General features: G+C 68.0%; 23 protein-coding genes and 2 pseudogenes. 13 read left to right on the forward strand and 12 right to left on the reverse strand.

The genetic code is table 11. From position 1 onward, the window contains the following. Positions 1-242 precede the first annotated feature (242 nt). The 3 genes and pseudogenes from AC52GN_RS02815 to AC52GN_RS02825 form a co-directional block, all read left to right on the forward strand. Positions 243-824, forward strand: a complete 582-nt coding sequence (locus AC52GN_RS02815; RefSeq protein WP_496528115.1) for a recombinase family protein — start codon at positions 243-245, stop codon at positions 822-824. 521 nt (positions 825-1,345) lie between these two features. Then, positions 1,346-1,474, forward strand: a complete 129-nt coding sequence (locus tag AC52GN_RS02820; RefSeq protein ID WP_496528116.1) for a phage tail assembly chaperone — start codon at positions 1,346-1,348, stop codon at positions 1,472-1,474. After that, positions 1,467-1,679 (forward strand): annotated as a pseudogene (locus AC52GN_RS02825) (phage tail tape measure protein); the annotation flags it as partial. The gene AC52GN_RS02820 and the pseudogene AC52GN_RS02825, both read left to right, overlap by 8 nt. Positions 1,680-1,812: 133 nt before the next feature. On the opposite strand, the gene AC52GN_RS02830 reads toward AC52GN_RS02825, so the two are convergent. Beyond that, entirely contained in the window at positions 1,813-2,514 is a 702-nt protein-coding gene (locus tag AC52GN_RS02830) for a DUF805 domain-containing protein (protein ID WP_291777964.1), read from the reverse strand. A gap of 163 nt (positions 2,515-2,677) precedes the next feature. On the opposite strand from AC52GN_RS02830, the gene AC52GN_RS02835 reads away from it, so the two are divergent. The 8 genes and pseudogenes from AC52GN_RS02835 to AC52GN_RS02870 all read left to right on the forward strand — a co-directional run bounded on the left by AC52GN_RS02835 (position 2,678) and on the right by AC52GN_RS02870 (position 9,267). Then, positions 2,678-3,289, forward strand: a complete 612-nt coding sequence (locus AC52GN_RS02835; protein WP_338576430.1) for a phage distal tail protein, Rcc01695 family — start codon at positions 2,678-2,680, stop codon at positions 3,287-3,289. A 3-nt stretch (positions 3,290-3,292) separates the two neighbouring features. Continuing rightward, the gene (locus AC52GN_RS02840) at positions 3,293-3,946 is read left to right on the forward strand and encodes a phage/gene transfer agent baseplate hub protein (RefSeq protein ID WP_496528117.1); all 654 of its coding nucleotides are present in this window, start codon (positions 3,293-3,295) and stop codon (positions 3,944-3,946) included. A 102-nt stretch (positions 3,947-4,048) separates the two neighbouring features. Beyond that, positions 4,049-4,327, forward strand: a pseudogene (locus tag AC52GN_RS02845) (GTA baseplate fiber-binding domain-containing protein); the annotation flags it as partial. A 185-nt stretch (positions 4,328-4,512) separates the two neighbouring features. Beyond that, positions 4,513-4,767, forward strand: coding sequence for a hypothetical protein (locus AC52GN_RS02850; RefSeq protein ID WP_496528844.1), 255 nt, complete (start codon positions 4,513-4,515; stop codon positions 4,765-4,767). Positions 4,768-4,847: 80 nt separating this feature from the next. Next, positions 4,848-5,786 (forward strand): DnaJ C-terminal domain-containing protein, encoded by a 939-nt coding sequence (locus AC52GN_RS02855; protein WP_496528118.1) that lies wholly within the window; start codon positions 4,848-4,850, stop codon positions 5,784-5,786. Between the two features lie 51 nt (positions 5,787-5,837). Further along, positions 5,838-6,998 (forward strand): phosphoserine transaminase, encoded by a 1,161-nt coding sequence (locus AC52GN_RS02860; RefSeq protein WP_496528119.1) that lies wholly within the window; start codon positions 5,838-5,840, stop codon positions 6,996-6,998. A gap of 90 nt (positions 6,999-7,088) precedes the next feature. Then, positions 7,089-8,384 (forward strand): adenylosuccinate synthase, encoded by a 1,296-nt coding sequence (locus AC52GN_RS02865; protein ID WP_496528120.1) that lies wholly within the window; start codon positions 7,089-7,091, stop codon positions 8,382-8,384. Between the two features lie 76 nt (positions 8,385-8,460). Then, positions 8,461-9,267 (forward strand): response regulator, encoded by an 807-nt coding sequence (locus AC52GN_RS02870; protein ID WP_496528121.1) that lies wholly within the window; start codon positions 8,461-8,463, stop codon positions 9,265-9,267. Between the two features lie 185 nt (positions 9,268-9,452). Here the strand turns inward: AC52GN_RS02870 and rpoH are convergent, their stop codons facing one another. Both rpoH and AC52GN_RS02880 read right to left on the reverse strand, forming a co-directional pair. After that, a complete protein-coding gene (gene rpoH / locus AC52GN_RS02875) occupies positions 9,453-10,337 on the reverse strand; it encodes an RNA polymerase sigma factor RpoH (RefSeq protein ID WP_291777990.1) in 885 nt (294 codons plus the stop codon). A 207-nt stretch (positions 10,338-10,544) separates the two neighbouring features. Further along, positions 10,545-11,573, reverse strand: a complete 1,029-nt coding sequence (locus AC52GN_RS02880) for an RluA family pseudouridine synthase (protein WP_496528756.1) — start codon at positions 11,571-11,573, stop codon at positions 10,545-10,547. Between the two features lie 78 nt (positions 11,574-11,651). Here AC52GN_RS02880 and AC52GN_RS02885 point away from each other — a divergent pair, with 78 nt between their 5' ends. Next, positions 11,652-12,290, forward strand: a complete 639-nt coding sequence (locus AC52GN_RS02885; RefSeq protein ID WP_496528122.1) for a DUF2799 domain-containing protein — start codon at positions 11,652-11,654, stop codon at positions 12,288-12,290. Between the two features lie 67 nt (positions 12,291-12,357). On the opposite strand, the gene fba is transcribed toward AC52GN_RS02885, so the two are convergent. Then, positions 12,358-13,422, reverse strand: a complete 1,065-nt coding sequence (gene fba / locus AC52GN_RS02890) for a class II fructose-bisphosphate aldolase (RefSeq protein ID WP_291777996.1) — start codon at positions 13,420-13,422, stop codon at positions 12,358-12,360. 156 nt (positions 13,423-13,578) lie between these two features. On the opposite strand from fba, the gene AC52GN_RS02895 reads away from it, so the two are divergent. Beyond that, positions 13,579-13,980, forward strand: coding sequence for a hypothetical protein (locus AC52GN_RS02895; protein ID WP_496528123.1), 402 nt, complete (start codon positions 13,579-13,581; stop codon positions 13,978-13,980). Between the two features lie 55 nt (positions 13,981-14,035). On the opposite strand, the gene AC52GN_RS02900 is transcribed toward AC52GN_RS02895, so the two are convergent. The 8 genes from AC52GN_RS02900 to tkt form a co-directional block, all read right to left on the reverse strand. Further along, the gene (locus AC52GN_RS02900; RefSeq protein WP_496528124.1) at positions 14,036-15,232 is read right to left on the reverse strand and encodes a phosphoglycerate kinase; all 1,197 of its coding nucleotides are present in this window, start codon (positions 15,230-15,232) and stop codon (positions 14,036-14,038) included. Further along, positions 15,229-15,651, reverse strand: coding sequence for a hypothetical protein (locus tag AC52GN_RS02905; RefSeq protein ID WP_496528125.1), 423 nt, complete (start codon positions 15,649-15,651; stop codon positions 15,229-15,231). The genes AC52GN_RS02900 and AC52GN_RS02905 overlap by 4 nt, the downstream gene beginning before the upstream one ends. Positions 15,652-15,672: 21 nt before the next feature. After that, entirely contained in the window at positions 15,673-16,680 is a 1,008-nt protein-coding gene (gene gap / locus AC52GN_RS02910) for a type I glyceraldehyde-3-phosphate dehydrogenase (RefSeq protein ID WP_343830912.1), read from the reverse strand. A gap of 141 nt (positions 16,681-16,821) precedes the next feature. Further along, positions 16,822-17,004 carry a YbdD/YjiX family protein gene (locus tag AC52GN_RS02915; RefSeq protein ID WP_496528126.1) on the reverse strand — a complete coding sequence of 61 codons (183 nt, stop codon included), beginning with the start codon at positions 17,002-17,004 and terminating at the stop codon, positions 16,822-16,824. Between the two features lie 63 nt (positions 17,005-17,067). Next, on the reverse strand, positions 17,068-19,155 hold the full coding sequence (locus AC52GN_RS02920; RefSeq protein ID WP_496528127.1) for a carbon starvation CstA family protein: 2,088 nt from the start codon (positions 19,153-19,155) through the stop codon (positions 17,068-17,070). A gap of 317 nt (positions 19,156-19,472) precedes the next feature. Further along, complete coding sequence (purT, locus tag AC52GN_RS02925) at positions 19,473-20,666, reverse strand: formate-dependent phosphoribosylglycinamide formyltransferase (RefSeq protein WP_496528128.1); 1,194 nt, start codon at positions 20,664-20,666, stop codon at positions 19,473-19,475. Between the two features lie 23 nt (positions 20,667-20,689). Next, positions 20,690-21,547, reverse strand: a complete 858-nt coding sequence (locus AC52GN_RS02930; RefSeq protein WP_496528129.1) for an alpha/beta hydrolase — start codon at positions 21,545-21,547, stop codon at positions 20,690-20,692. Between the two features lie 5 nt (positions 21,548-21,552). Next, positions 21,553-23,502 carry a transketolase gene (gene tkt, locus AC52GN_RS02935; protein ID WP_496528757.1) on the reverse strand — a complete coding sequence of 650 codons (1,950 nt, stop codon included), beginning with the start codon at positions 23,500-23,502 and terminating at the stop codon, positions 21,553-21,555. Positions 23,503-23,585 lie beyond the last annotated feature (83 nt).

Below are 23,585 nucleotides of genomic sequence, written 5' to 3' on the forward strand. Positions count from 1 at the left end.
TTGTAGGAAGCCATACCCTCTCCGAGGTCAGATTCAGAACGTAGCATCACGACGGGAGCGGTGGCCTCCCTAACTCTCTCCCTACCCGAGGAGCGCAACTGCCCGTGGACGCTGACGGACACCAGCGGACGAGAATGCCCGTGGCGCGTAGGTTATGCGCTATGGCTCACAAGATATGTTGACGCGAAATTGAGCCGGGCTTATGAGCCAGCTTAGAGCGACACATAACTTATGAGCCAGCCATGCACCGCATTGCCTACTACCGGGTCAGCACCGGGGACCAGAGCATAGAGAGCCAGCGCCTCGCCCTCGGCGGGGACTTCGATCAAGAGTTCAGCGACGAAGGCGTAAGCGGCGGGACGCTGGCGGCTAAGCGGCCGGGCTTCGCTGATCTGCTAAGCAAGGTCCGGTCTGGCGACAGGGTTCATGTCTATGCGGTTGACCGCCTCGGCCGGGACGCCTTGGACGTTCAGGCCACCGTCCGCCTGCTTATCGACAAGGGCGTCACCGTGGACGTTCACGGCCTCGGCCCCATTGGGCGCGGCGTCGGGGAGTTGATCCTCGCCGTTCTGGCCCAAGTCGCGGACATGGAACGTCAGCGTATCAAGGAGCGGACGCAGGCAGGCCGGGCCGCCGCTAGGGCCGCTCTGGAAGCCACGGGCAGGACGCATAGAGGGAAGGAAAGCCTCGGCCGCCCGATGGCTCAAGACGCCGCCGCCGTGGTCGCATGGCGCAGGGAGAACGGGGCCAGCATCACTCAGACCGCCCGGCACTTCGACCTCTCACCCGCCACGGTGAAACGCTACTCGGCAGCGGCGGCATAGGCCGGGATCGCAGTGGCCACGCTAGGCGCGGTTTCGGGCCCGTAGGCGGCGCGGACGCCGTTCCAGCGCTCCCCGGTCAATTCTAAGGCAGGCGGCAGGCCGCGCCATTTTAGCTCTGGCCGGACCGTCGCGCGATAGCCGGACCTCACGACCGGCGAGATATTTTCGACGCGGGATCAGAGACCCAGTTGGCCGAGCACTCCGTCCTGCGGTTGCTCCACGCGCGCCGCCTCGTCCAGATAGACTTGTTGGGCAACGCCCAGCAGGTAGCGAGCCGTGCCATTGAAAGCATAGCGATGGCCGTTCCGCTCGATGTCCGTTAGCGCAAAGCCCAGGGCGAAGAACGTGGCGTTCCATGCATCAGCCTCAGCCCGCAGGCTGCCCAGTCCGTTTGCCAGCGCAATGATGGTGATGGACCGCTTCTGCGAATACGGCTTGTCCTTGCCGCAGAATTGTTGGCCGCGCTGATCCCAAGCATAGCTTATCAGCCGGTTTGCTAGTTTGGCGGGGGCGAAGTCAGCGTGGGGCCGGAGGGCTTCTGGCGGCTGTCGCTGAAGGAGTGGCGGATGCTGACGGCGGGGTCGGTTCAGGCGGCGCCGCTGGGGCGCGGCGAACTGGAACGGATGCAGGAGATGTGGCCGGATGACTGATAGTTTCAGGCCGGACGGGATCGACGCCGTGCCGGTGAAGGCGGCGGAGGCCGCGGCGGCGCTGGAGGCGCTGAAGGAACCGGCGGAACGGGCGGCGGCCTCGATCGAGGACGCCTTCGGGCGCGCGGGGGCCAGCCTGACGCGGGCGGCTGCGGATGGGGAGGTGACGCTGGCAGAACTGGCGCGGGCGACGGCGTTGGGCGCGCGCTGAAGTCGTGAGGCGCCGCGCGCCCGGCGATAGCGCCGGACAAGCTCAAGCAGCGAGGCGCCGCGCGTCGAGCGATAGCACAAAAAGAAAGGGACGCCCGGAGGCGTCCCTTTACAGACCGGTGGGTCGATTACTCGCCCTTGGGGTTGGGGCCGAACTTGTTGTCGCCCTTCTGGCTGTCGACGATGCCGATCCAGAGGAGGAAGCCGAGGCCGACCAGCAGCATGATGCTGAGGCCGCCCATCATCGAGCCCAGCATGGACAGGGCCACGGAGGGGTCTTCGCTCTCGAAGGCTTGCGGATTGGTGATGATGGCGGTGCCGACGGCGCCGATGATCATGAAGAAGCCGATGATGTTGGCGACCCAGGGGATGACGGCGAACCAGCCCGACTTGCCCATGTCGTGCAGGCGCTTCACCGTGATGGCCAGGTTCGGCCAGATCAGCGCGAGCGAGATTAGGCCGCCGAGGATGGGAATCCAGCCCAGCACCACGCCGGCGCCGAGCAGGATCAGCCAACTGATCCAGAAATGCTGGCGGCGCAGGCGGCCGTTGAAGGACAGCATGGCCGTGGCGAAATCATAGGCGCCGAGCGGGGCGCCGCCCGTCGACGAGGCGGCGGCCTGGCCGAAGGCCGCGGCGGGGGCGGTGGAGGCCAGGATCATGATCTGGGTCGCCTCCATGCCTTCCGGCACGAAGTCGACGCGGGCGCCGACGGCGACGGTTCCGCCAGCCTGGATGTCAGCGCGCGTGAAGCCGTAGCGGATGCTGTCGTCGCCGCTGATCAGGCCCGTGCCCGAGACGTCGTCATAGCTGAGAATTTCGCCGCGCACGCGGATCTCCTGTCTTGTTTCCGGCTTGGCCGTGTTGTGACGAAAGCATGGCTGAGCCTGGCCGTTCGGACAACCCGAAGACTGCCGTCGGGTGAAGTTTTTCGCGAAACGTTCGCAATCTGTCCCGCGACGGGACGCAATCCACATCAAGTAGCGAGGACGCATGGCCTTTCATGAGGTGCGCCTGCCTGCGCGGCTGGCGTTCGGCTCGACCGGCGGGGTCGAGCGGAGGACGGAAATCACGACGCTGGCGTCAGGGTTCGAGCGGCGCTCGACGCCCTGGGCGGACGGGCGCAGGCGCTATCTGATCGGGGCGGGGTTGCGGTCGCTGGACGACATGGCGGCGCTGACCGCGTTTTTCGAGGCGCGGCGCGGGCGACTGCACGGGTTCCGGTTTCGCGACTTTGCGGACTTCAGGAGCGGGGCGCCGGGGGCGGCCGTGGCGCCGCTGGATCAGGGGATCGGGACGGGAGACGGGCAGGCGCGCGTCTTTCAGTTGAGCAAGGCTTACGGCGATCACCGACGCCTGATCGCCAAGCCGGTCGAGGGATCGGTGCGGGTCGCGGTGGCGGGCGTGGAGACGGCGGCCTTCTCGCTGGAGGCGACGACGGGGCGGGTGACGCTGGCGACGGCGCCGCCGGATGGCGCGGCGGTGACGGCGGGCTTCGCCTTCGACGTACCCGTGCGGTTCGACGCGGATCGGATGGAGGTGACGCTAGAGAGCTTCGGCGCCGGGCGGATGGTCGCCATGCCTCTGATCGAGGTGCGGGTCTGAGCCATGCGGACTGTTCCAGATGAACTGGCCGCCCGCATCGAGAGCGGGGCGGCGACGCTGTGTCATGTCTGGCTTCTGAGGCGGGCTGACGGGCGGGCGATGGGCTTCACCGACCATGACCGCGATCTGGAGGTCGAGGGCGTGGCGTGCCGGGCGGCCAGCGGCTGGACCGGCGGGGCGGGCGACGGCGAGGTCGGGCTGTCGGCGGGTGCGCTGTCGGCGTCGGGCGGGTTGGATGATGCGGCGATCACCGAAGAGGACATAGCGGCGGGGCGATATGACGCCGCCGAGGTCGAGCTGTGGCGCGTGGACTGGATGCGGCCGGACCTGAGGGTGCGGTTGTGGAGGGGAAGGCTGGCGCGGATACGGCGCGAGAACGGGCGCTTCGTCGCCGATCTGGACGGGCCGATGGCGGCGTTGGAGCGGGTGGTGGGGCGGACCTACGGCCGGGGCTGCGATGCGGTGCTGGGGGATGGGCGGTGCCGATTGGGCGCGGCGGCGGTCGCGGGCCGCAGTTGCGACAAGCGGTGGGCGACCTGCGTGGGGGTCTTCGGGAACGGGGTCAACTTCCAGGGCTTTCCGGACATTCCGGGCGAGGACTTCCTGACGGTGCGGCCGGTCGCGGGACGCAATGACGGCCGGAGCCGCAGGCGATGAGGGGCGGGGCGCAGGAATTCTCCCTCCCCTTCATGGGGAGGGTGGCTGAGCCGAAGGCGAAGCCGAGTGGGGCGGTGCGGTTGGGTGGAGACGCCCGCGACGGTGGGAACGCTGACGGCGCCCTTGCGGCCGGGCGTGGTCGGGCGCTGGGGCGAGACGGGCGTGCTCAGCGTGCGGATCGAGGGGCAGGCGCCGCAGAGCCGGGCGGTCGAAGCGGTGCTGTCGGGCGCCAATCTGCTGGCGGTGAGCGGTGTGGACGGATGGGAGTTGGTGCAGTTTCGCCGGGCCGAACTGATCGGCGGCGACGTGTGGCGGTTGAGCGGCCTGTTGCGCGGACAGCAGGGGACGGAGGAGGCGGCCGCGCGCGGGGCGGAAGCGGGGGCGCTGGTCGTCGTGCTGGAGCGCGGCATGGCGCGCGCGGAGGTCGATGCGGTCGAGCGCGGATTGCCTCGGATCTGGCGGGCGGGGCCGGCAGGCGCGCCGCCGGGCGGAGCCGGGACGACTGAGGTCGGCTTCTCCTGGGCCAATCGGAAGGCGGCGGATGGCGACTGGATTGGCTGCCGCGCGTGCGCCTGGGCGGCGACGGCTGGGAGGGCGAGCCGGTCGAGGTCGATCCGAGACGGTTCCGGGTGCGGGTGCTGGACGGCGCCGTCGTGCGTCGGGTCTGGGAGGTCGAGGGGCTGGCGGCTGTCTATGGCGGGGCGGAGGCGGGGGTGGATTTTCCGGATGGCGTAAGCAGCGCCCGCGTCGCCGTGGCCCAGTGGGGCGAGGCTTTCGGCTGGGGGGCGGAGGCGGTGGCGCCGTTGATGTCGCCGATCTAAACCATGTCCGCCCCTTTCGGCGGGCGGGCGCATGGCTTAACTGACGCTCTGGTCTGTGTTGATCCGGAGTGGAGCGAAAATTGGCTGGCGATCCCTATCAGGAACTGGGCGTTTCCAAGGGCGCGAGCGCGGATGAGATCAAGAAGGCTTTCCGCAAGCTGGCCAAGGAACTGCACCCCGACAAGAACCCCGGCGACAAGGCCGCCGAGGAGCGGTTCAAGCGCATCACCGCCGCCTTCGACCTGTTGGGCGACGCCGAGAAGCGCGCGAAATATGATCGCGGCGAGATCGACGCCGATGGGCGCGAGCAGTTCCGTGGCTTCGGCGGCGGGGGCGCTCAGGGCGGACGGCCGGGGGGCGGCGGTTTCGGCGGCTTTGGCTTCGGCGGGCGCGGCGAAGGCGGTCCCGGCGGGCGGGCCAGCTTCGACGACATTGATCTGGAAGAGATTTTCGGCGCCTTCGGCGGCGGGGCGCGTAACGCGGGGCGCGGTTTCGGCGGCGGGCGCGGGCAGGATGTGCGCGCCACGCTGGATATCAGTCTTGAGGACGCCATCGCCGGGACGACGCGGCGTATCCAGTTCTCGGACGGGCGGATGCTGGACGTGACCATCCCCAAGGGGGCGTCTGAAGGCCAGACCATCCGGTTGAAGGGGCAGGGCGCGCCGGGGCGGGGCGGTCAGTCAGGCGACGCGCTGATCGAACTGCGCATCCAGCCGCATCCGGTGTTCAAGCGCGACGGGGCCGATCTGACGATGGATCTGCCGGTGTCGGTTCCGGACGCGGTGCTGGGCGGCAAGATCCAGGTGCCGACGCCCGAGGGCGCGGTGATGATGACCATTCCCAAGGGCTCGAACTCGGGCAAGGTGCTGCGTCTGAAGGGACGCGGCGCCTATGCGAACGGCAGGCGCGGCGACCTGATGGCGAAGCTGGTGGTGACGCTGCCCGAGACGCCGGACGACGAACTGGTCCGGTTTGCGACCGGATGGCGTGAGCGCCGGCCCTACAAGCCCGGCCGTTGATGGCCTAAAGGCTTGGCCTTCCTCCTCTCTTGCGAGACTTCAGAGACCGTCATGACGCCCAAGCCTGCCGCCAAGCCCGCTCGCCCTTGGTTCTCTGCCGGGCCGACGGCCAAGCGTCCGGGCTGGGAGTTGGCGAACCTGCCGACGAACCTGATGGGACGGGGCATCCGCGCGCCGGAAGTGGTCGAGCGGTTCGCGCATGGACTGCGGCTGACGCGCGAGGTGCTGAGCCCGCCGGACGACTATGTCATGCTCTATACGCCGGGATCGGACACGGGGGCGGTCGAAGCGGCGCTGTGGTGCATGTTGGGCGAGCGGCCGGTGCAGGTGGTCGCCTATGAGAATTTCGGCCTGACGTGGCTGGCGGACGTCAAGGAGCATCTGGGGCTGGATCCTGAGGCCCTGACGGCGCCGTGGGGCGAACTGCCGGACCTGGCGAGGGTCGACCCGAAGAAGGATGTGGTCTTTCCGTGGAACGGCACGACCTCGGGCGTGCGCGTGCCGGACGCCGACTGGATCGCCGATGACCGCGAGGGGCTGACGATCTGCGATGCGACCTCGGCGGCGTTCGCGATGGACCTGCCGTGGGACAAGCTGGACGTGACCACCTTCAGCTTCCAGAAGGCGCTGGGCGGCGAGGCGGGCATCGGCCTGATGGTGCTGTCGCCGCGCGCCGTGGCGCGGCTGGACGCCTATCGCCCGGATCGGGCCGTGCCCAAGGTGCTGCGGATCGTCGACAAGAAGGGCTTCGATCGGACCTTGGCGGACGGGGTGGCGATGAACACCTTTTCGATCCTGACCATCGAGGACTGGATCGACGCCCTGGACTGGGCGAAGGCCGTGGGCGGCCTGCCCGCGCTGATCGCGCGCACCAACGCCAACTATGCGGCCCTGGCCGAATGGGTGCAGCGGACCGACTGGATCGGCTTCCTGCCGGAGCGGGAGGAAATCCGTTCGACCACCTCTGTCTGCCTGAAGTTCGTCGATCCGCGCATCGCGGCGATGGACGAGGCGGGCCAGAAGGCTTTCGTGAAGCGGTTCAAGGCGCTGCTGGAAGGCGAGGGGGCGGTCTATGACATGGAGCCGCATCGTTACGCCCCGCCGGGCCTGCGTCTGTGGTGCGGCTGCACGATCGAGACGGCGGACGTCGTAGCCGCGACGCCGTGGCTGGAATGGGCGTTCCAGACGGCGGTCGGCGAGTTGGCGGGATAATTCTGCACCTCATTCCGTGCGAGTGGGGCGACTCCGGACGATTCAGGGGTTATAGGCTCCCACCGCATTCTGGATTGCGGAGAAACGGTCTTGGCGAACGTCGCGGTGGTCGGCGCCCAATGGGGCGACGAGGGCAAGGGCAAGATCGTGGACTGGCTGTCCAATCGCGCCGACATGGTGGTGCGCTTCCAGGGCGGCCATAACGCCGGCCATACGCTGGTCGTCGACGGCAAGGTCTATAAACTTGCATTGCTGCCCTCGGGCGTGGTGCAGGGCAAGCCGTCGATCATCGGCAATGGCGTGGTCGTGGACCCCTGGCACCTGGTCGGCGAGATCGAGAAGATCCAGGGCCAGGGCGTGGCCATCACGCCCGACATCCTGACCATCGCCGACAACGCCTGCCTGATCCTGCCGATCCATCCGGCGCTGGACGTGGCGCGCGAGGCGGCGGCCAGCGCGCCGGGCGCGCGCATCGGCACCACGGGGCGCGGCATCGGCCCGGCCTATGAGGACAAGGTGGGGCGTCGCGCCATCCGCGTCTGCGACCTGGCCAATGAAGACGACCTGAAGATCAAGATCGACCGCCTGCGCTCGCACCACGATCCGCTTCGCGCCGGTCTGGGGCTGGAGCCGATCGACCCGGCGGCCCTGCTGGCGCAACTGCTGGAGATCGCGCCGAAGATCCTGCCCTATGTGAAGCCGGCGTGGCGCGTGCTGGATCAGGCCCAGAAGGCGGGCAAGCGGGTGCTGTTCGAGGGGGCGCAGGGCGCCTTCCTGGACGTGGACCACGGCACCTATCCCTATGTGACGTCGTCCAACACGGTCGCCGGACAGGCGGCGGCGGGCTCGGGCATCGGTCCGCGCGGCGTCGGTTACGTGCTGGGCATCGTGAAGGCCTATACGACCCGTGTGGGCGAAGGGCCCTTCGCCTGCGAACTGAACGACGAGGTCGGCCAGCACCTGGCGGTGGTGGGGCGTGAGATCGGCGTGAACACGGGCCGGTCGCGCCGCTGCGGCTGGTTCGACGCCGTGCTGGTGCGCCAGTCGGTGGCGATCAACGGCATCGACGGCATCGCCCTGACCAAGCTGGACGTGCTGGACGGGCTGAAGACGCTGAAGATCTGCGTCGGCTATCGCATCAACGGCGAGGTGCTGGACTATCTGCCGTCCAGCCTGAAGGATCAGGCCTCGGCCGAGCCGGTGTTCGAGGAACTGGAAGGCTGGACCGAGAGCACGGGCGGCGTCCGCAGCTTCAAGGATCTGAACGCCCATGCGCTGAAGTATGTGCGGCGGATCGAGGAGCTGATCGGCGCGCCGGTGGCTCTGCTGTCGACCAGCCCCGAGCGTGACGACACCATTCTGATGCGCGATCCCTTCCAAGGCTGAGTTTACATTCTGGGATAAGGCAACGACGCCTTAACCCGTCGAGCATAGGGTCGGGCTCTGGAATGGAGCTCGCCCCGTGTTCGCCCTAGACGCCAAGACGATGCAGAGGATCGCGCCGGTGGTGCGGCGCGTGCTGATCGTCGATCCCAATCCCGCCGCCGCGCGCCTGCTGATGGACCTGCTCAAGGGGTTTGGGTCGCGCGAGGTGGTGGTCGAAGGCGACGAGTCGCGCGTGCTGGACCTGGCGCGGGAGATGGAGCCGGGGCTGATCTGCACCGAGCGGGCGGGGCCGAAGCTGGACGGCGAGGCTCTGGTGCGGCGTATCCGTCGCTCCAGCCTGTTGTGCCGACGCGCGCCGATCATCATGGTCACAGCCGAGGCGACCGCCAGCGCCATCAAGGGCGCGCGGGACTCCGGCGTGCATGAGTTCCTGAGAAAGCCCTTCACCAGCGGCGACCTGCAGCGGCGGATCGAGAACCTGGCGACCAAGCCGCGCGACTGGGTCGAGGCGGTGGGCTATGTCGGACCGGACCGGCGGCGCTTCAACTCGGACGACTACGCGGGGCCGCAGAAGCGACGGGCGGACAAGCCGCGCTCGGGCGCCGAGGCTGCGGTGGCGGTCAAGGATCAGGCGATGCGGATCCTGTTCTCGGCCCTGACGCAGTTCGACAGCGACCCGTTGCAGGCCGTGCGCGCCATCAAGCAGCAGGCCGAGACCCTGAAGGCGCTGGCGATCAAGACGGGCGATGCGCCGCTGGCCATCGCCGCGGCCGGACTGGACACGGTGCTGGCCGCCGGAGCGCCGACCAAGGCTTCGCTGACGGCGCCGGTTCAGGCGGTGCTGAAGCTGGCCGCACCGGAGAGCTTGGCGCGGGCGGGGTAGGGGGCGCGCCGACATCGCTGCTCCTGCTGCGGCCGCCTCTGCGCCGTCATCCTCGGGCTTGACCCGAGTATCGGACTGTCCCCCAGCGCGGCGCTGGCGAGGACGAGCGGGCCGCCGCCCTCGATCCTCGGGTCAAGCCCGAGGATGACGGTAGAGAGCGACCGTTGAGGCGATCCACCAGGCCCTCAGGCGTCGACCAGATTGCGTTCTTCGGCGGCCGCGCGCATGGCCTTCTGCAGCTTTTCGAAGGCGCGGACCTCGATCTGGCGGACGCGCTCGCGGCTGACGCCGTACTGACCGGCCAGTTCTTCGAGCGTGACCGGGTCGTCCTTGAGCCGGCGTTCGGTCAGGATGTGCTTCTCACGGTCGGTCAGCTCTTCCATGGCCTCTTGCAGCAGGCCCATGCGGATCGACTTTTCCTCGCTCTCGGCCAGTTCGGTCTCCTGGCTGACGGCGTTGTCGTCGGCCAGCCAGTCCTGCCACTCGCTTTCGCCGTCGGCGCGCAACGGAGCGTTCAGCGAGGCGTCGCCGCCGAGACGGCGGTTCATGTCGATGACGTCCTGCTCGGTCACGCCCAGCTTGGTGGCGATGTGCGAGACGTGGTCGGGGTGCAGATCGCCTTCCTCGAAGGCCGAGATCTGGCTCTTGGCCTTGCGCAGGTTGAAGAACAGCTTCTTCTGCGCCGCCGTGGTGCCCATCTTCACGAGCGACCAGGAGCGCAGGATGTATTCCTGAATGGACGCGCGAATCCACCACATGGCGTAGGTCGCCAGGCGGAAGCCCTTGTCAGGGTCGAATTTCTTGACGGCCTGCATCAGGCCGACGTTGCCTTCCGAGATCACCTCGCCGATCGGCAGGCCGTAGCCGCGATAACCCATGGCGATCTTGGCCACGAGGCGCAGGTGAGAGGTCACGAGACGGTGGGCGGCCTCGGTGTCCTGGTGTTCGCTCCACCGCTTGGCGAGCATGAACTCCTCGTCCTTGGTCAGCATGGGAAACTTACGGATTTCCGTAAGATAACGGGACAGTCCCTGTTCGGGCGACATCACCGTCAGCGTATTGTTGGCCATATGGTCCCTCCGGCTGCATGAGCTGGCGCTACGGTTCCGACCACATGACGTGCATCTTCACCTCGCCCCTCAACTGACAAGATGGGAATCCGTTGCCCGAAGCGGAAGGGGCGGATTGTCCCAATTCGGCGGCGACGGTCCGTCGTCGTCGACCAGCTATCTAGCACAGATGTTGTTGCGAATAAAGCGGCGCGCTCTGGGGCCGCCTCAGAGGTCGGCCAGAAGGGCTTCCAGGCGTTGCATGTCCTCGGGCGGAGCGGTTTCGAAGCGCAGCGCCTGACCGGTCACAGGATGGACGAAGCCGAGGACGGCGGCGTGCAGGGCCTGGCGTTTCAGCCCGGCCGCCTCGACGGCCGCGCGGACCGGGGCGGAGGGGCTGCCCGAACCGTAGATGGGATCGCCGAGCAGGGGCGCGCCTCTGGACGCCAGGTGGACGCGGATCTGGTGGGTGCGGCCGGTGTGGAGAGTGCAGGCGACGCGGGCGGCCAGGGGGGCGTTCGAGGCCTTGGCCGGGCGGCCGAAGGTCTGTTGGACTACATAGTCGGTGATCGCCTCGCGTCCGCCGGAACGCAGCACGGCCATCTTCTTGCGGTCGCCGCTGGAGCGGCCGATCTGGGTCTGGATGCGGCCTTTCTCGGGCGTGGGGGCTCCGCGCGTGAGAGCCACATAGGTGCGTTCGATGTCATGGGCGGCGAACAGGGCGGACAGGCCGACGTGGGCGCGGTCGGACTTGGCGGCGACCATGACGCCCGAGGTGTCCTTGTCGAGGCGGTGGACGATGCCGGGGCGGGCGACGCCGCCGATGCCGGACAGGCTGTCGCCGCAATGCGCCAGAAGCGCGTTGACCAGGGTGCCGGTCTCGCAGCCGGGCGCCGGGTGGGCGGCCATGCCGGGCGCCTTGTCGATGACGATCAGGTCGGCGTCCTCGAACAGAACCGTCAGGGGAAGGGATTCGGGTTGCGGCGTCGCCGGCGCGACAGGCGGCAGGGCGACGACGTAGAGGCCGGGTCGGGCCTTGGCCGAGCCGCTGGAGACGACCTGCCCGTCGCGGGTCACGGCGCCGTCGGTCAGCAGGGCCTGAAGCCGGGCGCGCGACAAGGCGGGGAAGGCCTCGGCCAGCGCCTTGTCCAGGCGCACGCCGGAGGCGTCGATGCGCGCCTGCATCACCTCGACGGCGTCGCGGGGCGCCTCCTCAAGCGTTTCGTCGTCTTCCGTCAGCAAGGGTTCATCGGCCATAGGGCGAAATAGCATGGCTTGCGCAGAGAGGCGTCATCGGTCCTTGAACGCACGCAATACGCCCTGGAGGGGCCGAAGATGAAGTCGCTGATCGCCGCTGTTGTCGCTGTATCGGGCGTGGTCCTGCTGTCGGGCTGCGCCACCATGAACGAGGACCAGTGTCTTGTCGGCGATTGGGGCGGTCAGGGCTGGCGCGACGGCGCGGCCGGACGCCAGGTCAGCCGTCTGGACGATCACGCCAAGGCCTGCGCCAAATACGGGGTGGCGCCGAACATGAGCGCCTATCTGGCCTCGCGAGAGGACGGGTTGCGGACCTATTGCACGTGGGAGAACGGCTTCCGGCAGGGTCGTGAAGGGAACAGCTATGGGGGAGTCTGCGCCCCGGCCGAGGAGCGCGACTTCCTGCCCGCCTATGAGGACGGACGACGCATCCATGCGGTCGAGCAGGCGGTGAGCTCGGCGGAGAGCGCATTGAACTCGGCGATCAGCCGCATCGGCAATCGGGAGGACAAGCTGGAAGCCAAACAGCGCGAACTGCGTCAGGAAGGGCTGACCGATGAGGAACGTCGTCGCATCCGCGACCGTATCCGCGAGGTGCGCGAGGAAATCCGCGTCGCTCGCCGGGATGCGCGTCAGGCCGAGGAGGCGCTTCATTACGCCGAGATCGAGGCGCGGGCGGTGCGCGGCGCGATCGGCGGCCGCTACGGCGTCTGGTGAAGATGAAAACGCCCGCCTCCATCGACTGGAGGCGGGCGTTTCCGTCCGATCAGGACGCGACCGGCGATCAGCCGATGCGCGGGTCCAGTTCGCCCGAAGCGTAACGCTTGGCCATCTGGGCGGTGGACAGGGGCTTGATCTTCGAGGCCTGGCCTTCGCAACCGAAGGCCTGATAGCGCTCGATGCACAGCTTGCGCATGGCTTCCTTGGCGGGCTTCAGATAGGCGCGCGGGTCGAACTCGCCCGGCTTCTCGGCCAGCACCTTGCGGATGGCGCCGGTCATGGCCATGCGGTTGTCGGTATCGATGTTGACCTTGCGCACGCCGTTCTTGATGCCGCGCTGGATTTCCTCGACCGGCACGCCCCAGGTCTGGGGCATCTGGCCGCCATACTGGTTGATGATGTCCTGCAGGTCCTGCGGCACCGAGCTTGATCCGTGCATCACCAGGTGTGTGTTGGGCAGGCGGCGGTGGATTTCCTCGATCACGTTCATGGCCAGGACTTCGCCGTCCGGCTGACGCGTGAACTTGTAGGCGCCGTGCGAGGTGCCCATGGCGATGGCCAGGGCGTCGACCTTGGTGGCCTTGACGAAGTCGACGGCCTGATCCGGGTCGGTCAGCAGGGCCGAGTGGTCGAGCTTGCCTTCGAAGCCGTGGCCGTCCTCGGCCTCGCCCATGCCGGTCTCGAGGCTGCCCAGAACGCCCAGTTCGCCCTCGACCGAGACGCCGCACGAGTGGGCCATTTCGGTGACGCGGCGGGTGACGTCGACGTTGTAGTCGTAGGAGGCGGGCGTCTTGGCGTCTTCTTCCAGCGAGCCGTCCATCATCACCGAGGTGAAGCCGTACTGGATGGCGGTGGCGCAGGTGGCGGGGCCGTTGCCGTGGTCCTGGTGCATGCAGACCGGGATGTGCGGATACAGTTCGACCAGGGCGTCGATCAGCCGGGCCAGGACGATGTCGTTGGCGTAGGAGCGGGCGCCGCGCGAGGCCTGGATGATGACCGGCGCGTTGACGGCGTCGGCGGCCTCCATGATGGCCAGGCCCTGCTCCATGTTGTTGATGTTGTAGGCGGGCAGGCCGTAGTCGTGCTCCGCCGCGTGGTCGAGCAGTTGTCGCAGCGTAATGCGCGCCATGGATAGTCTCCTGAACCGGTTATGATTTTGCCCGACCTCTTAGCCGTTCGGGCGGGGGAAGTCACGCCGGGTTACAGCGCCGCGGCGTAGTGGACTTTGTACGCTGAAGCCTTATGGGGTTCCGACGCGTGAACAGCGTCAGACCAGGGAGCGGCCATGGGCCAGAATGATGATGCGCTGGACGAGGACGGCGGCGGTTTCGACGTCGACGACTGGTCGCGGCTGACGCCCTTCGCCGCCACGGTGGCGACGCTGGATGACGTCCAGGCGGGCAAGGCCGTCTTCGCCCTGGGCGATACGGAAGAGGCGCGCGTCATCGACATGGAACTGCCTCAGCCGGTCATCTGGTGGGAGGAGGACGGCGAGCAGGCGGCCGTGATCGTCCAGGCCGAAGCCCATGTCGGGCCCGACGGCGATCTGATGGAAGTGCTGGGCTTGATCCTGCCGGACGGCGGCGGGGCGGTGGCCCTGCTGGATGACGTCGATCTGGTGGACGACACCGACCCGACGTGGCGCGATCTGGTCGCGCGCGCCGTCGACATGGACGGCGAAGACTAAAGCTTGGGACGTCAGGGGCGAGGGCCGCGAACAGCCCTCGCCTTGATGGTTGCGCTTAAGCGGCGCGCAGGGCCTCGACGCCCGGCAGAACCTTGCCCTCCATCCATTCCAGGAAGGCGCCGCCCGCGGTGGAGACGAAGGTCATGTCGTCGGCCGTGCCCGCGTGGTTCAGGGCCGCGACGGTGTCGCCGCCGCCGGCCACGGCGACCAGCTTGCCGGCCTTGGCCAGTTCAGCGGCGTGTTTGGCGGCCTCGACCGTGGCCTTGTCGAAGGGCGGAACTTCGAACACGCCCAGCGGGCCGTTCCAGATCAGGGTCTTCGACAGGTCCATGGCGCGGTTCAGGCGGGCGACCGTCTCCGGCCCGGCGTCCAGGATCAGGTCGTCGGCGGCGATGCGATCCAGGGCGCGCACGCCCGACTCGATTCCCGGCTTGACGCCCTTGGCCACCACCACATCGACCGGCAGCAGCAGTTCGCAGCCCTGACGGCGGGCTTCCTCGATGATCTCGCGGGCGGTGTCGGCCAGGTCCTTTTCGCACAGCGAACCGCCGACATCGACGCCCTGGGCGAACAGGAAGGTGTTGGCCATGCCGCCGCCGATGGCCAGATAGTCCAGCTTGGCGACCAGATTTTTCAGCAGGTCCAGCTTGGTCGAGACCTTGGCGCCGCCGACGATGCCGATGACCGGCTTCTGCGGCTTGCCGAGCGCCGCATCCAGCGCCTCAAGCTCGCGCGCCATGGCGCAACCGGCATAGGCGGGCAGCAGGCGGGCCAGCCCTTCCGTCGAGGCGTGGGCGCGGTGTGCGGCCGAGAAGGCGTCGTTGACGTAGAGGTCGCCCAGCTCAGCCAGCTGCTGGGCGAAGGCCGGGTCGTTCTTTTCCTCGCCCTTGTGGAAGCGGACGTTCTCCAGCAGCAGCACGCCGCCCGCGTCCAGATCGGCCACGGCGGTCTTGGCCTCGTCGCCCACGCAGTCGTCAGCGAAGCGCACGGGGCCGTGCAGCAGCATCTCCAGCGGCTGAACGACCGGCTTCAGGCTCATCGACGGCACGCGCTCGCCCTTGGGGCGGTCGAAGTGGGCCAGCAGCACCACCTTGGCGCCCGCCTCACGCAGGCGGTGGATGGTCGGCAGGGCGGCCTTCAGACGGGTGTCGTCGGTGACGTTCCCGTCCTCCATCGGCACGTTGAAGTCCACGCGGACCAGGGCGGCCTTGCCCGAAAGGTCGGAAACGTCGTCGAGGGTGCGGAAGGTCATATTGGGCTGCCTCCAGAGAAGATTTGTCCAATCCAGAGCAGAGCGCCGTGGATCATAAGTTGAATTTGTAGGGCGATTGCCGGGACCGCCATGGCGATGAAACGCCGACCACGTTTCGCATGCTCTCGGCAAGCTGCGACCGCAAAGCCTGCCAAGAGAACCGGAATCCCGAACCAGGCGAAAGTCGCGGCCGGGTCTGGCCATGAACGGGTCACAAGGGGGACGGCGATCCCGACCAGTAGCAAGGCTGCGACGCCGCCGCTCCTAAGAACGAAGGAGCCGTCAGCCAATGGACCAAGGTCGATCTTCTTTAGCCCGAGCCAGACGATGAGGCTCCATGCAACGATGGCCAGAAGCGACCACGGCAGAGAGTACAAGGCGAATAGAAAAAACCCCGGCAGTCCTGTGAACAAGAGCATGCCGGGGTTCTCTATGCGATCTTAGAGGAACTTCGCCATCTCGAGGGCGGTGTCCGACATGCGGGTCGCGAAGCCCCACTCGTTGTCGTACCAGGTCAGGACGCGGGCCAGCTTGCCGTCGACGACCTGCGTCTGGGGCAGGGCGGCGGTCGAAGAGGCGGCCACGTGGTTCAGGTCGATCGACACCAGCGGATCGGTGGTCGTGGCCAGGACGCCGCTCATCGGGCCGTTCGCGGCGGCCAGCAGGGCGGCGTTGATTTCCTCGACGGTGACTTCGCGACCGGCGACGACCTTCAGGTCGACGACCGAGACGTTCGGGGTCGGGACGCGGATCGACGAGCCGTCCAGCTTGCCCTTCAGTTCCGGCAGGACCAGGCCCAGGGCCTTGGCGGCGCCGGTCGAGGTCGGGATCATGCTCAGGGCGGCGGCGCGACCGCGGTACAGGTCCTTGTGCATCGTATCCAGCGTCGGCTGGTCGCCGGTGTAGGCGTGGATGGTGGTCATATAGCCGCGCTCGATGCCGAACAGGTCGTGCAGCACCTTGGCCACCGGGGCCAGGGCGTTGGTCGTGCACGAGCCGTTGGACACGACGATGTCGTCGGCGGTCAGGGTCTCATGGTTGACCTTGAAGACGATGGTCTTGTCGGCGCCGTCGGCCGGGGCCGAGACCAGCACGCGCTTGGCGCCGGCCTTCAGGTGAGCCGAGGCCTTGTCCTTAGAGGTGAAGATGCCCGTGCATTCCAGGGCGATGTCCACCTTCAGCTCGGCGTGCGGCAGATTGGCCGGGTCGCGCTCGGCCGTGACCTTGATCTTGCCCGTGCCGACGTCGATCCAGTCCTCGCCCGTCGTGACCGTGCCGGGGAAGCGGCCGTGCACCGAGTCATAGCGGAACAGGTGGGCGTTGGTCTCGACCGGGCCCAGGTCGTTGATCGCCACGACCTCGATGTCCTTGCGGCCGTGCTCGACGATGGAGCGAAGGACGAGGCGGCCGATGCGGCCGAAGCCGTTGATGGCGACGCGAACGGTCATGGGGGGAGGTCTCCTGAACCAAGGGTTATTTATGATTGGCGCCTTAGTGGGACGGAGCGCGCGCGGTTGCAACCCCGTCGCCGTAACAAGGCCCGTAACAAGGTATGATCGCCTGTAACTGTCCGAGCGCGGCCCAGCCCTTCAGCAGCAGCGGAAGCCGCCCCCTTCGCCGAACCGCCGCGCCTCATGCAGGCGGAAGAAGGCGGTGCGGTCCAGCGGTTCCTGATCCGGGTGGGTCGCCTTCGCATGGGCGACATAGGCGTCGTAGTCGGGCTGGCCGATCATCAGCCCGGCGGTGCGGCGGGCGTCCTTGCCCCACCGCACCAGCGTGTCGCGACAGGCGCAGAGCAGGTCCGCGCCCCGGTTGTCGCCGAGGATGAAGAGGGCCTAGGCACGGGCGATGTCCATGGCTTCGTCGGCCAGGGTCAGCTCATGCTCGGCCGGGGTCTCGACCACGGTCGGTTGGTCGGACTTCAGCGCCTTGAGGCAGGCCCCGACGCCATAGACCACGACCGTCAGCACCACGAACAGGAAGCCCGCCGTCAGCGCCGAGTTGACGTAGTCGTTGACGATGACGCGGTGCATGTCGCCGATGGTCTTGGCCGGGGCCAGGATCTCTCCGGCGGCCATGGCGTCCTGATACTTCCGGGCATGGGCCAGGAAGCCGATCTTCACGTCGGGGTGGAACAGCTTCTGCAGCCCCGCCGTGACCGTGCAGATCAGCAGCCAGACCGCTGGGACCGCCGTGGCCCAGGCGAACCTCTGCCGCTTCATCTTGAACAGGACGACCGTGCCCAGGATCAGGGCGACCGCCGCCAGCATCTGGTTGGCGATGCCGAACAGGGGCCACAGGCTGTTGATCCCGCCCAGGGGATCGACCACGCCGGTATAGAGGAAATAGCCCCACAGCCCGACCGTCAGGGCCGTGGCCACGACGTTGCCGGTCCAGGAATGGGTCTGGCGCATCTTCGGCACGGCCATGCCCAGCAGATCCTGGATCATGAAGCGGCAGACGCGGGTGCCCGCATCGACCGTGGTCAGGATGAACAGGGCCTCGAACAGGATGGCGAAGTGGTACCAGAAGGCCATCATGGCCTCGCCGCCGATGACGCCCGACAGGATGTGGGCCATGCCGACGGCCAGGGTCGGGGCGCCGCCTGCGCGCGACAGGATGGAGTGCTCGCCCACCTGTCGGGCCAGGTTCTCCAGCTCGGCCGGGGTGATGTGGAAGCCCCACTGGGCCACGGCGGCGGCGGCGGATGCGGCGTTGTCGCCGATGACGGCGACCGGGCTGTTCATGGCGAAATAGACGGCCGGGTCCAGCACGGTGGCGGCGATCAGGGCCATGATCGCCACGAAGCTTTCGCACAGCATGGCGCCGTAGCCGATCAGCGGGATCTGGTTCTCGTTCTCCAGCAGCTTGGGCGTGGTGCCGGACGAGATCAGGGCGTGGAAGCCGGACACGGCCCCGCAGGCGATGGTGATGAACAGGAAGGGGAACAGGGCGCCCGAGAAGACCGGCCCGGTTCCGTCGATGAAGGGGGTGATGGCGGGCATCTGGATGTGCGGGCGCACGATCAATATGCCGACGGCCAGGGCGACGATGGCGCCGATCTTCAGGAAGGTGGACAGGTAGTCGCGCGGGGCCAACAGCAGCCACACCGGAATGACCGAGGCGATGAAGCCGTAGGCCATCATGGCGATGGCCAGCGTCGTGCCCGACAGGGTGAAGGCCGGCCCCCAGAACGGATCAGCCGCAATATGGCCGCCGCCGATGATGGCCAGGACCAGCAGCACCACGCCGATCACCGACACCTCGCCTACGCGGCCGGGCCGCAGATAGCGGGTGTACAGACCCATGAAGACGGCGATGGGAATGGTGGCGGCGACGGTGAAGGTGCCCCACGGGCTCTCGGCCAGGGCCTTGACCACCACCAGCGCCAGAACCGCCAGGATGATGACCATGATCATCAGCACCCCGACCTGGGCGATGACGCCGGGGATGGGGCCCATCTCGGTGCGCACCATGTCGCCCAGCGAGCGACCGTCGCGTCGGGTCGACATGAACAGGACGATCATGTCCTGCACCGCCCCCGCCAGCACGGCGCCGACCAGAATCCACAGCACGCCCGGCAGATAGCCCATCTGCGCCGCCAGCACCGGCCCGACCAGAGGCCCCGCGCCCGCAATGGCCGCGAAATGGTGGCCGAACAGGACGTTGCGCGGCGTCGGGACGTAATCCAGCCCGTCGTTGCGCCGCACGGCCGGCGTGGGCCTGCGGGCGTTCAGCCCCAGCACCTTTCCGGCCAGGTAGCGGGCGTAGAAGCGGTAGGCGATGGCGTAGACGCACAGCGCCGCGACCACGATCCAGACGGCGCTGATGCTTTCGCCTTGGTGCAGGGCGATGACGGCGAGGGCTGCGGCCCCCAATATGGCGATGGCGCCGAATATCAGCGCCGTCTTGAGCTTGCCCATGCGAACGGTCCTCCGGGTCGACTGGGTGCGACCTTTCGCCTTTTTTGGACCCTAATCACGCCCGGCGCCAATCGACAAAAGTCGAAGAAGCTTGACCGATGTCTCAACCCTCTCCCGGCGGGAGAGGGCTTGAGCGCACGGCGGCGCAGCCGTCGTTCTTGCGCGAAAGGGTGAGGGGCTTGTCCTGTCCGTCGGCGTAAGCCGTCGCGCTACGGTCTTCGACCGACTTCAGCCGTGAACCCTCACCCTTTCGCCTTAACCAATCGCCTGCGGCTCTTGGAGTCTCAAGCCCTCTCCCATCGGGAGAGGGAGAAGGATTACGGAGCGACCACTCGCACTTTGCTCGCTGCCTCGGTCGCGCGGGCACGCGCCTCGTCCGTGTCCGCCCCCCGCGCCAGCGCCACGCCCATGCGGCGGCGCTCATAGGCCTCGGGCTTGCCGAACAGGCGCAGGTCGGCGGTCGGGACCGACAGAGCTTCGGCCACGCCCTCGAACGCCACGCCCTCGGCCTCCATCCCGCCGTAGATGACGGCGCTGGCGCCCGGCTCGCGCAAGGTGAGGTCCACCGGCAGGCCCAAGATGGCGCGGGCGTGAAGCGCGAACTCGCTCATCACCTGCGTCGCTAGAGTCACCAGCCCCGTGTCGTGCGGGCGCGGCGACACCTCCGAGAACCAGACCTCGTCGCCCTTCACGAACAGTTCGACGCCGAACACGCCGAGACCGCCCAGAGCCTCCGTCACCTTGGCCGCGATGGCCTGCGACGCCTTCAACGCCGCCTCGCTCATGGCCTGCGGTTGCCAGCTTTCGACATAGTCGCCCTTCTGCTGGCGGTGGCCGATAGGGGCGCAGAAGTCCGTGCGGACCGCGCCATCGCGCAACGACCGCACCGTCAGCAGGGTGATCTCATAGTCGAAGTCGATGCGCCCCTCGACGATGACGACGCCGCCCGCGACCCGGCCCGAGGCTTCGGCATAGGCCCAGGCGTCGGCCACGCCCTCCGGCCCCTCGACATAGGACTGGCCCTTGCCCGAGGACGACATCACCGGCTTGACGAAGCAAGGGAAGCCCACGGCCTGCGCGCCTGCCGCCAGCTCCTCGGCCGAGGCGGCGAAGGCATAGGGGCTGGTCGGCAGGCCCAGTTCCTCGGCGGCCAGACGACGGATGCCCTCGCGGTTCATGGTCAGCTGCGTCGCCCGCGCGGTGGGGATGACGCGGGCCAGACCCGCCGCTTCGATGCCGGCCAGCACGTCGGTAGCGATGGCCTCGATCTCGGGCACGATGATGTGCGGCGCCTCGGCCAGGATGACGCCGTTCAGCACCTGGGCGTCGGTCATCGGGATGACGTGGCTGCGGTGCGCCACCTGCATGGCCGGGGCGTTGGCGTAGCGGTCGACCGCGATCACCTCGGCGCCGAGGCGTTGCAGCTCGATCGCGACCTCCTTGCCCAGCTCGCCCGAGCCCAGCAGCATGACGCGCGTGGCGTGGTCGGTAAGCGGCGTGCCGATCTTCATGGCGTCAGGCTCCGAAAAGTCGTTCAGGTTCCCGGCTCGGCCGGAACCGCATAGAGGCGACGAAACGCGTCCAGCGCCGCCCCGTGATAGATGGTGGCGTGGCTTTCAGCCGGGCGCGGGGTGAAGTCCCATGTGACGCCGGGCAGGGCGTGGTCGCGCAGATTGGCGGTCAGCACGTCCATCGGCGCCTGCATCATCTCGCCCTCGTCGCCTAGCGTCAGGATCAGGGTGCGCGGATCGTTGGAGTGGTCGCGCAGATGGGCGCCGGACTGCCGGGCCAGCCTGCCGCCGTCCCACCACAGGCTGGGGCTGACGGCGACATAGGCGTCGAACATCTGCGGCTCTTTCAGGAAGGTCTCGACCACGAACAGGCCCGCGAGAGACTCGCCCATCAGCGCCGTCTCGCCGCTGGTGCGCAGGCGGCTCTCGATGAAGGGCTGAACCTCTTCGCCGATGAAGCGACGGAAGCGGTCGGAATGCCCCTGCGTCGGATAGCGGGCGATCAGTTCGGCGTCTTCCGTCGGCAGGGCCAGTTCGTTGCGACGGTCGACCGAGGCGACGCCGACGACGATCACATCGCGGGTCGCGCCGACGATGGTCCCCAACTGGGCGATGCCCGAGATGTGGTGGAAGTCCTGATCCTGGCCGCCGTCCAGCACATAGAGGACCGGATAGGTCTGGACGCTTTCAGCATATCCGGGCGGCAGCCAGACGTTGATCTCGCGCGTCTGACCCATGACGGCCGAGGGCAGGGCGTAGGACCGGCCGATGACGATGGGCGTCTCGGCGACGGCGGGCGCGTCCTCGGCCGGTGTGGCGAGAGCGGTCGCGCCGCCCGCCATCGACAAGCCGAGGCTCAGGACGAGGGCGAGGCGGCGCATGAGGGTTACAGTCGGGCCTTGGCGGCTTCGACCACGGCCTCGGCGGTGATGCCGAACTCGCGGTAGAGGACTTCGGCCGGGGCCGAGGCGCCGAAGGACGACATGCCGACAAAGCCGCCGTCCTCGCCGATGAAGCGTTCCCAGCCCTGTTTGATCGCAGCCTCGACGGCGACACGCACCGTGCCGCGGCCGATGACGGCGTCCTGATAAGCCTTGGGCTGCTGCTCGAACAGGGCGAAGCAGGGGACCGAGACGACGCGGGTGGGCACGCCTTCGGCCTCCAGCGTCTCGGCGGCCTTCAGGGCGACGGCGACCTCGGTGCCGGTGCCGAACAGGGTGACTTTCGCTGCGCCGTTGGCGGCCTTCAGCTCATAGGCGCCCTTGCGGGACAGGTTCTCGCCCGCGTCGGTCACGCGCACGGCCGGGGTCTTCTGGCGCGACAGGCACAGGGCGGTCGGCGTGGTCTTGTGCTGCAGGGCGACCTGCCAGCACTCCAGCGCCTCGACCGTATCGGCGGGGCGCATGGTCAGCAGGTTCGGGATGGCGCGCAGGGCCGCCAGATGCTCGACCGGCTGGTGCGTTGGGCCGTCTTCGCCCAGGCCGATGCTGTCGTGCGTCAGGACGTGGATCGCGCGCACGCCCATCAGGGCGCCCAGACGGATCGCCGGGCGGCTGTAGTCCGCGAACGCCATGAAGGTGCCGCCGTAGGGGATGATCCCGCCGTGCAGCGCCAGGCCGTTCATCGCCGCGGCCATGCCGAACTCGCGGATGCCGTAGTTCAGGTAACGACCGGCATAGTCCGGCGCGTCCATGATCTGGGTGTTCTTGACGAAGGTGTTGTTCGAGCCGGTCAGGTCGGCCGAGCCGCCGACCATTTCGGGGATGGCGTTGAACACCGTCTCCAGCGCCTCGCCCGAGGACTGGCGCGTAGCCAGGGCAGGCTTGTCGACGACCAGCGACTTCAGCTTGGCGTCCAGCGCCTCGAAGGCGCCGGTGGGCAGGTCGCCGGCCATGGCGCGGGTGAAGTCGTCGCGGTGGTCGTGGTTCAGCAGGCGGGCTTCCCAGGCCTTTCGGGCCTTGGCGCCCTGCTTGCCGACCTTGGCCCAGGCGGTCTTGATCCCTTCCGGCAGTTCAAACGGCTCGAACGGCCAGTTCAGCGCCTGACGGGTCGCCGCGATCTCGGTGGCGCCCAGGGCGGCGCCGTGGGTCTTGTGGCTGCCTTCCATGGTGGCGGCGCCCTTGCCGATCTTGGTCTTGCAGGCGATCAGCGTCGGCTTGTCCTGCTTGGTCGCCCAGTTCAGCGCCTTCTGGATCTGCTTGTAGTCGTGGCCGTCGATGGCCTTGACCGCCCAGCCGGAGGCCTTGAAGCGCGCCAGCTGGTCGGTGGCGTCCGAGAGCGACAGCTTGCCGTCGATGGTGATCTCATTGTCGTCCCACAGGACGCACAGCTTGTTCAGCTTCAGGCGCCCGGCCAGCGCGATCGCTTCCTGCGACACGCCTTCCATCAGGCAGCCGTCCCCGGCGACGACCCAGGTGCGGTGATCGACCAGATCCTTGCCGAAACGCGCCGCCAGATGCCGCTCCGCCAGGGCGAAGCCGACCGAGGTGGCCAGACCTTGACCCAGCGGGCCGGTGGTCGTCTCGATCCCGGCCATGTGGCCGTATTCTGGGTGCCCGGCGGTCTTGAAGCCCCACTGGCGGAAGTTTTCCAGTTGCTCCTTGGTCGCGTCCTTGTAGCCCGTCAGGTGCAGCAGGCTGTAAATCAGCATCGAGCCGTGACCGGCCGACAGGATGAAGCGGTCGCGGTCGGCCCAGTCGGGACGGCTGGCGTCGAACTTCAGGAATTTCGAATAGAGGACGGTGGCGACGTCGGCCATGCCCATCGGCATGCCGGGGTGGCCGCTCTTGGCCTTTTCGACCGCATCCATGGACAGCACCCGGATGGCGTCGGCCATCTGTTTGGGCGAAGGCTTGGCGAATGCGGCTTGGGCGTCGGTCACGGCGAGACCTTTCCTCAGGAACAGGATAAAGCGGGGGC

The sequence above is a fragment of the Brevundimonas sp. SS2672 genome (genome assembly GCF_059579685.1).

What these genes read in the sequence shown, in the direction of transcription:
- AC52GN_RS02815 (WP_496528115.1), top strand. Translation starts at nt 243, where the DNA reads ATGCACCGCATTGCCTACTACCGGGTCAGCACCGGGGACCAGAGCATA.
- AC52GN_RS02835 (WP_338576430.1), top strand. Translation starts at nt 2,678, where the DNA reads ATGGCCTTTCATGAGGTGCGCCTGCCTGCGCGGCTGGCGTTCGGCTCG.
- AC52GN_RS02840 (WP_496528117.1), top strand. Translation starts at nt 3,293, where the DNA reads ATGCGGACTGTTCCAGATGAACTGGCCGCCCGCATCGAGAGCGGGGCG.
- AC52GN_RS02860 (WP_496528119.1), top strand. Translation starts at nt 5,838, where the DNA reads ATGACGCCCAAGCCTGCCGCCAAGCCCGCTCGCCCTTGGTTCTCTGCC.
- rpoH (WP_291777990.1), bottom strand. Translation starts at nt 10,337, where the DNA reads ATGGCCAACAATACGCTGACGGTGATGTCGCCCGAACAGGGACTGTCC.
- AC52GN_RS02880 (WP_496528756.1), bottom strand. Translation starts at nt 11,573, where the DNA reads ATGGCCGATGAACCCTTGCTGACGGAAGACGACGAAACGCTTGAGGAG.
- AC52GN_RS02885 (WP_496528122.1), top strand. Translation starts at nt 11,652, where the DNA reads ATGAAGTCGCTGATCGCCGCTGTTGTCGCTGTATCGGGCGTGGTCCTG.
- fba (WP_291777996.1), bottom strand. Translation starts at nt 13,422, where the DNA reads ATGGCGCGCATTACGCTGCGACAACTGCTCGACCACGCGGCGGAGCAC.
- AC52GN_RS02895 (WP_496528123.1), top strand. Translation starts at nt 13,579, where the DNA reads ATGGGCCAGAATGATGATGCGCTGGACGAGGACGGCGGCGGTTTCGAC.
- AC52GN_RS02900 (WP_496528124.1), bottom strand. Translation starts at nt 15,232, where the DNA reads ATGACCTTCCGCACCCTCGACGACGTTTCCGACCTTTCGGGCAAGGCC.
- AC52GN_RS02905 (WP_496528125.1), bottom strand. Translation starts at nt 15,651, where the DNA reads ATGCTCTTGTTCACAGGACTGCCGGGGTTTTTTCTATTCGCCTTGTAC.
- gap (WP_343830912.1), bottom strand. Translation starts at nt 16,680, where the DNA reads ATGACCGTTCGCGTCGCCATCAACGGCTTCGGCCGCATCGGCCGCCTC.
- AC52GN_RS02920 (WP_496528127.1), bottom strand. Translation starts at nt 19,155, where the DNA reads ATGGGCAAGCTCAAGACGGCGCTGATATTCGGCGCCATCGCCATATTG.
- purT (WP_496528128.1), bottom strand. Translation starts at nt 20,666, where the DNA reads ATGAAGATCGGCACGCCGCTTACCGACCACGCCACGCGCGTCATGCTG.
- AC52GN_RS02930 (WP_496528129.1), bottom strand. Translation starts at nt 21,547, where the DNA reads ATGCGCCGCCTCGCCCTCGTCCTGAGCCTCGGCTTGTCGATGGCGGGC.
- tkt (WP_496528757.1), bottom strand. Translation starts at nt 23,502, where the DNA reads ATGGCCGACGCCATCCGGGTGCTGTCCATGGATGCGGTCGAAAAGGCC.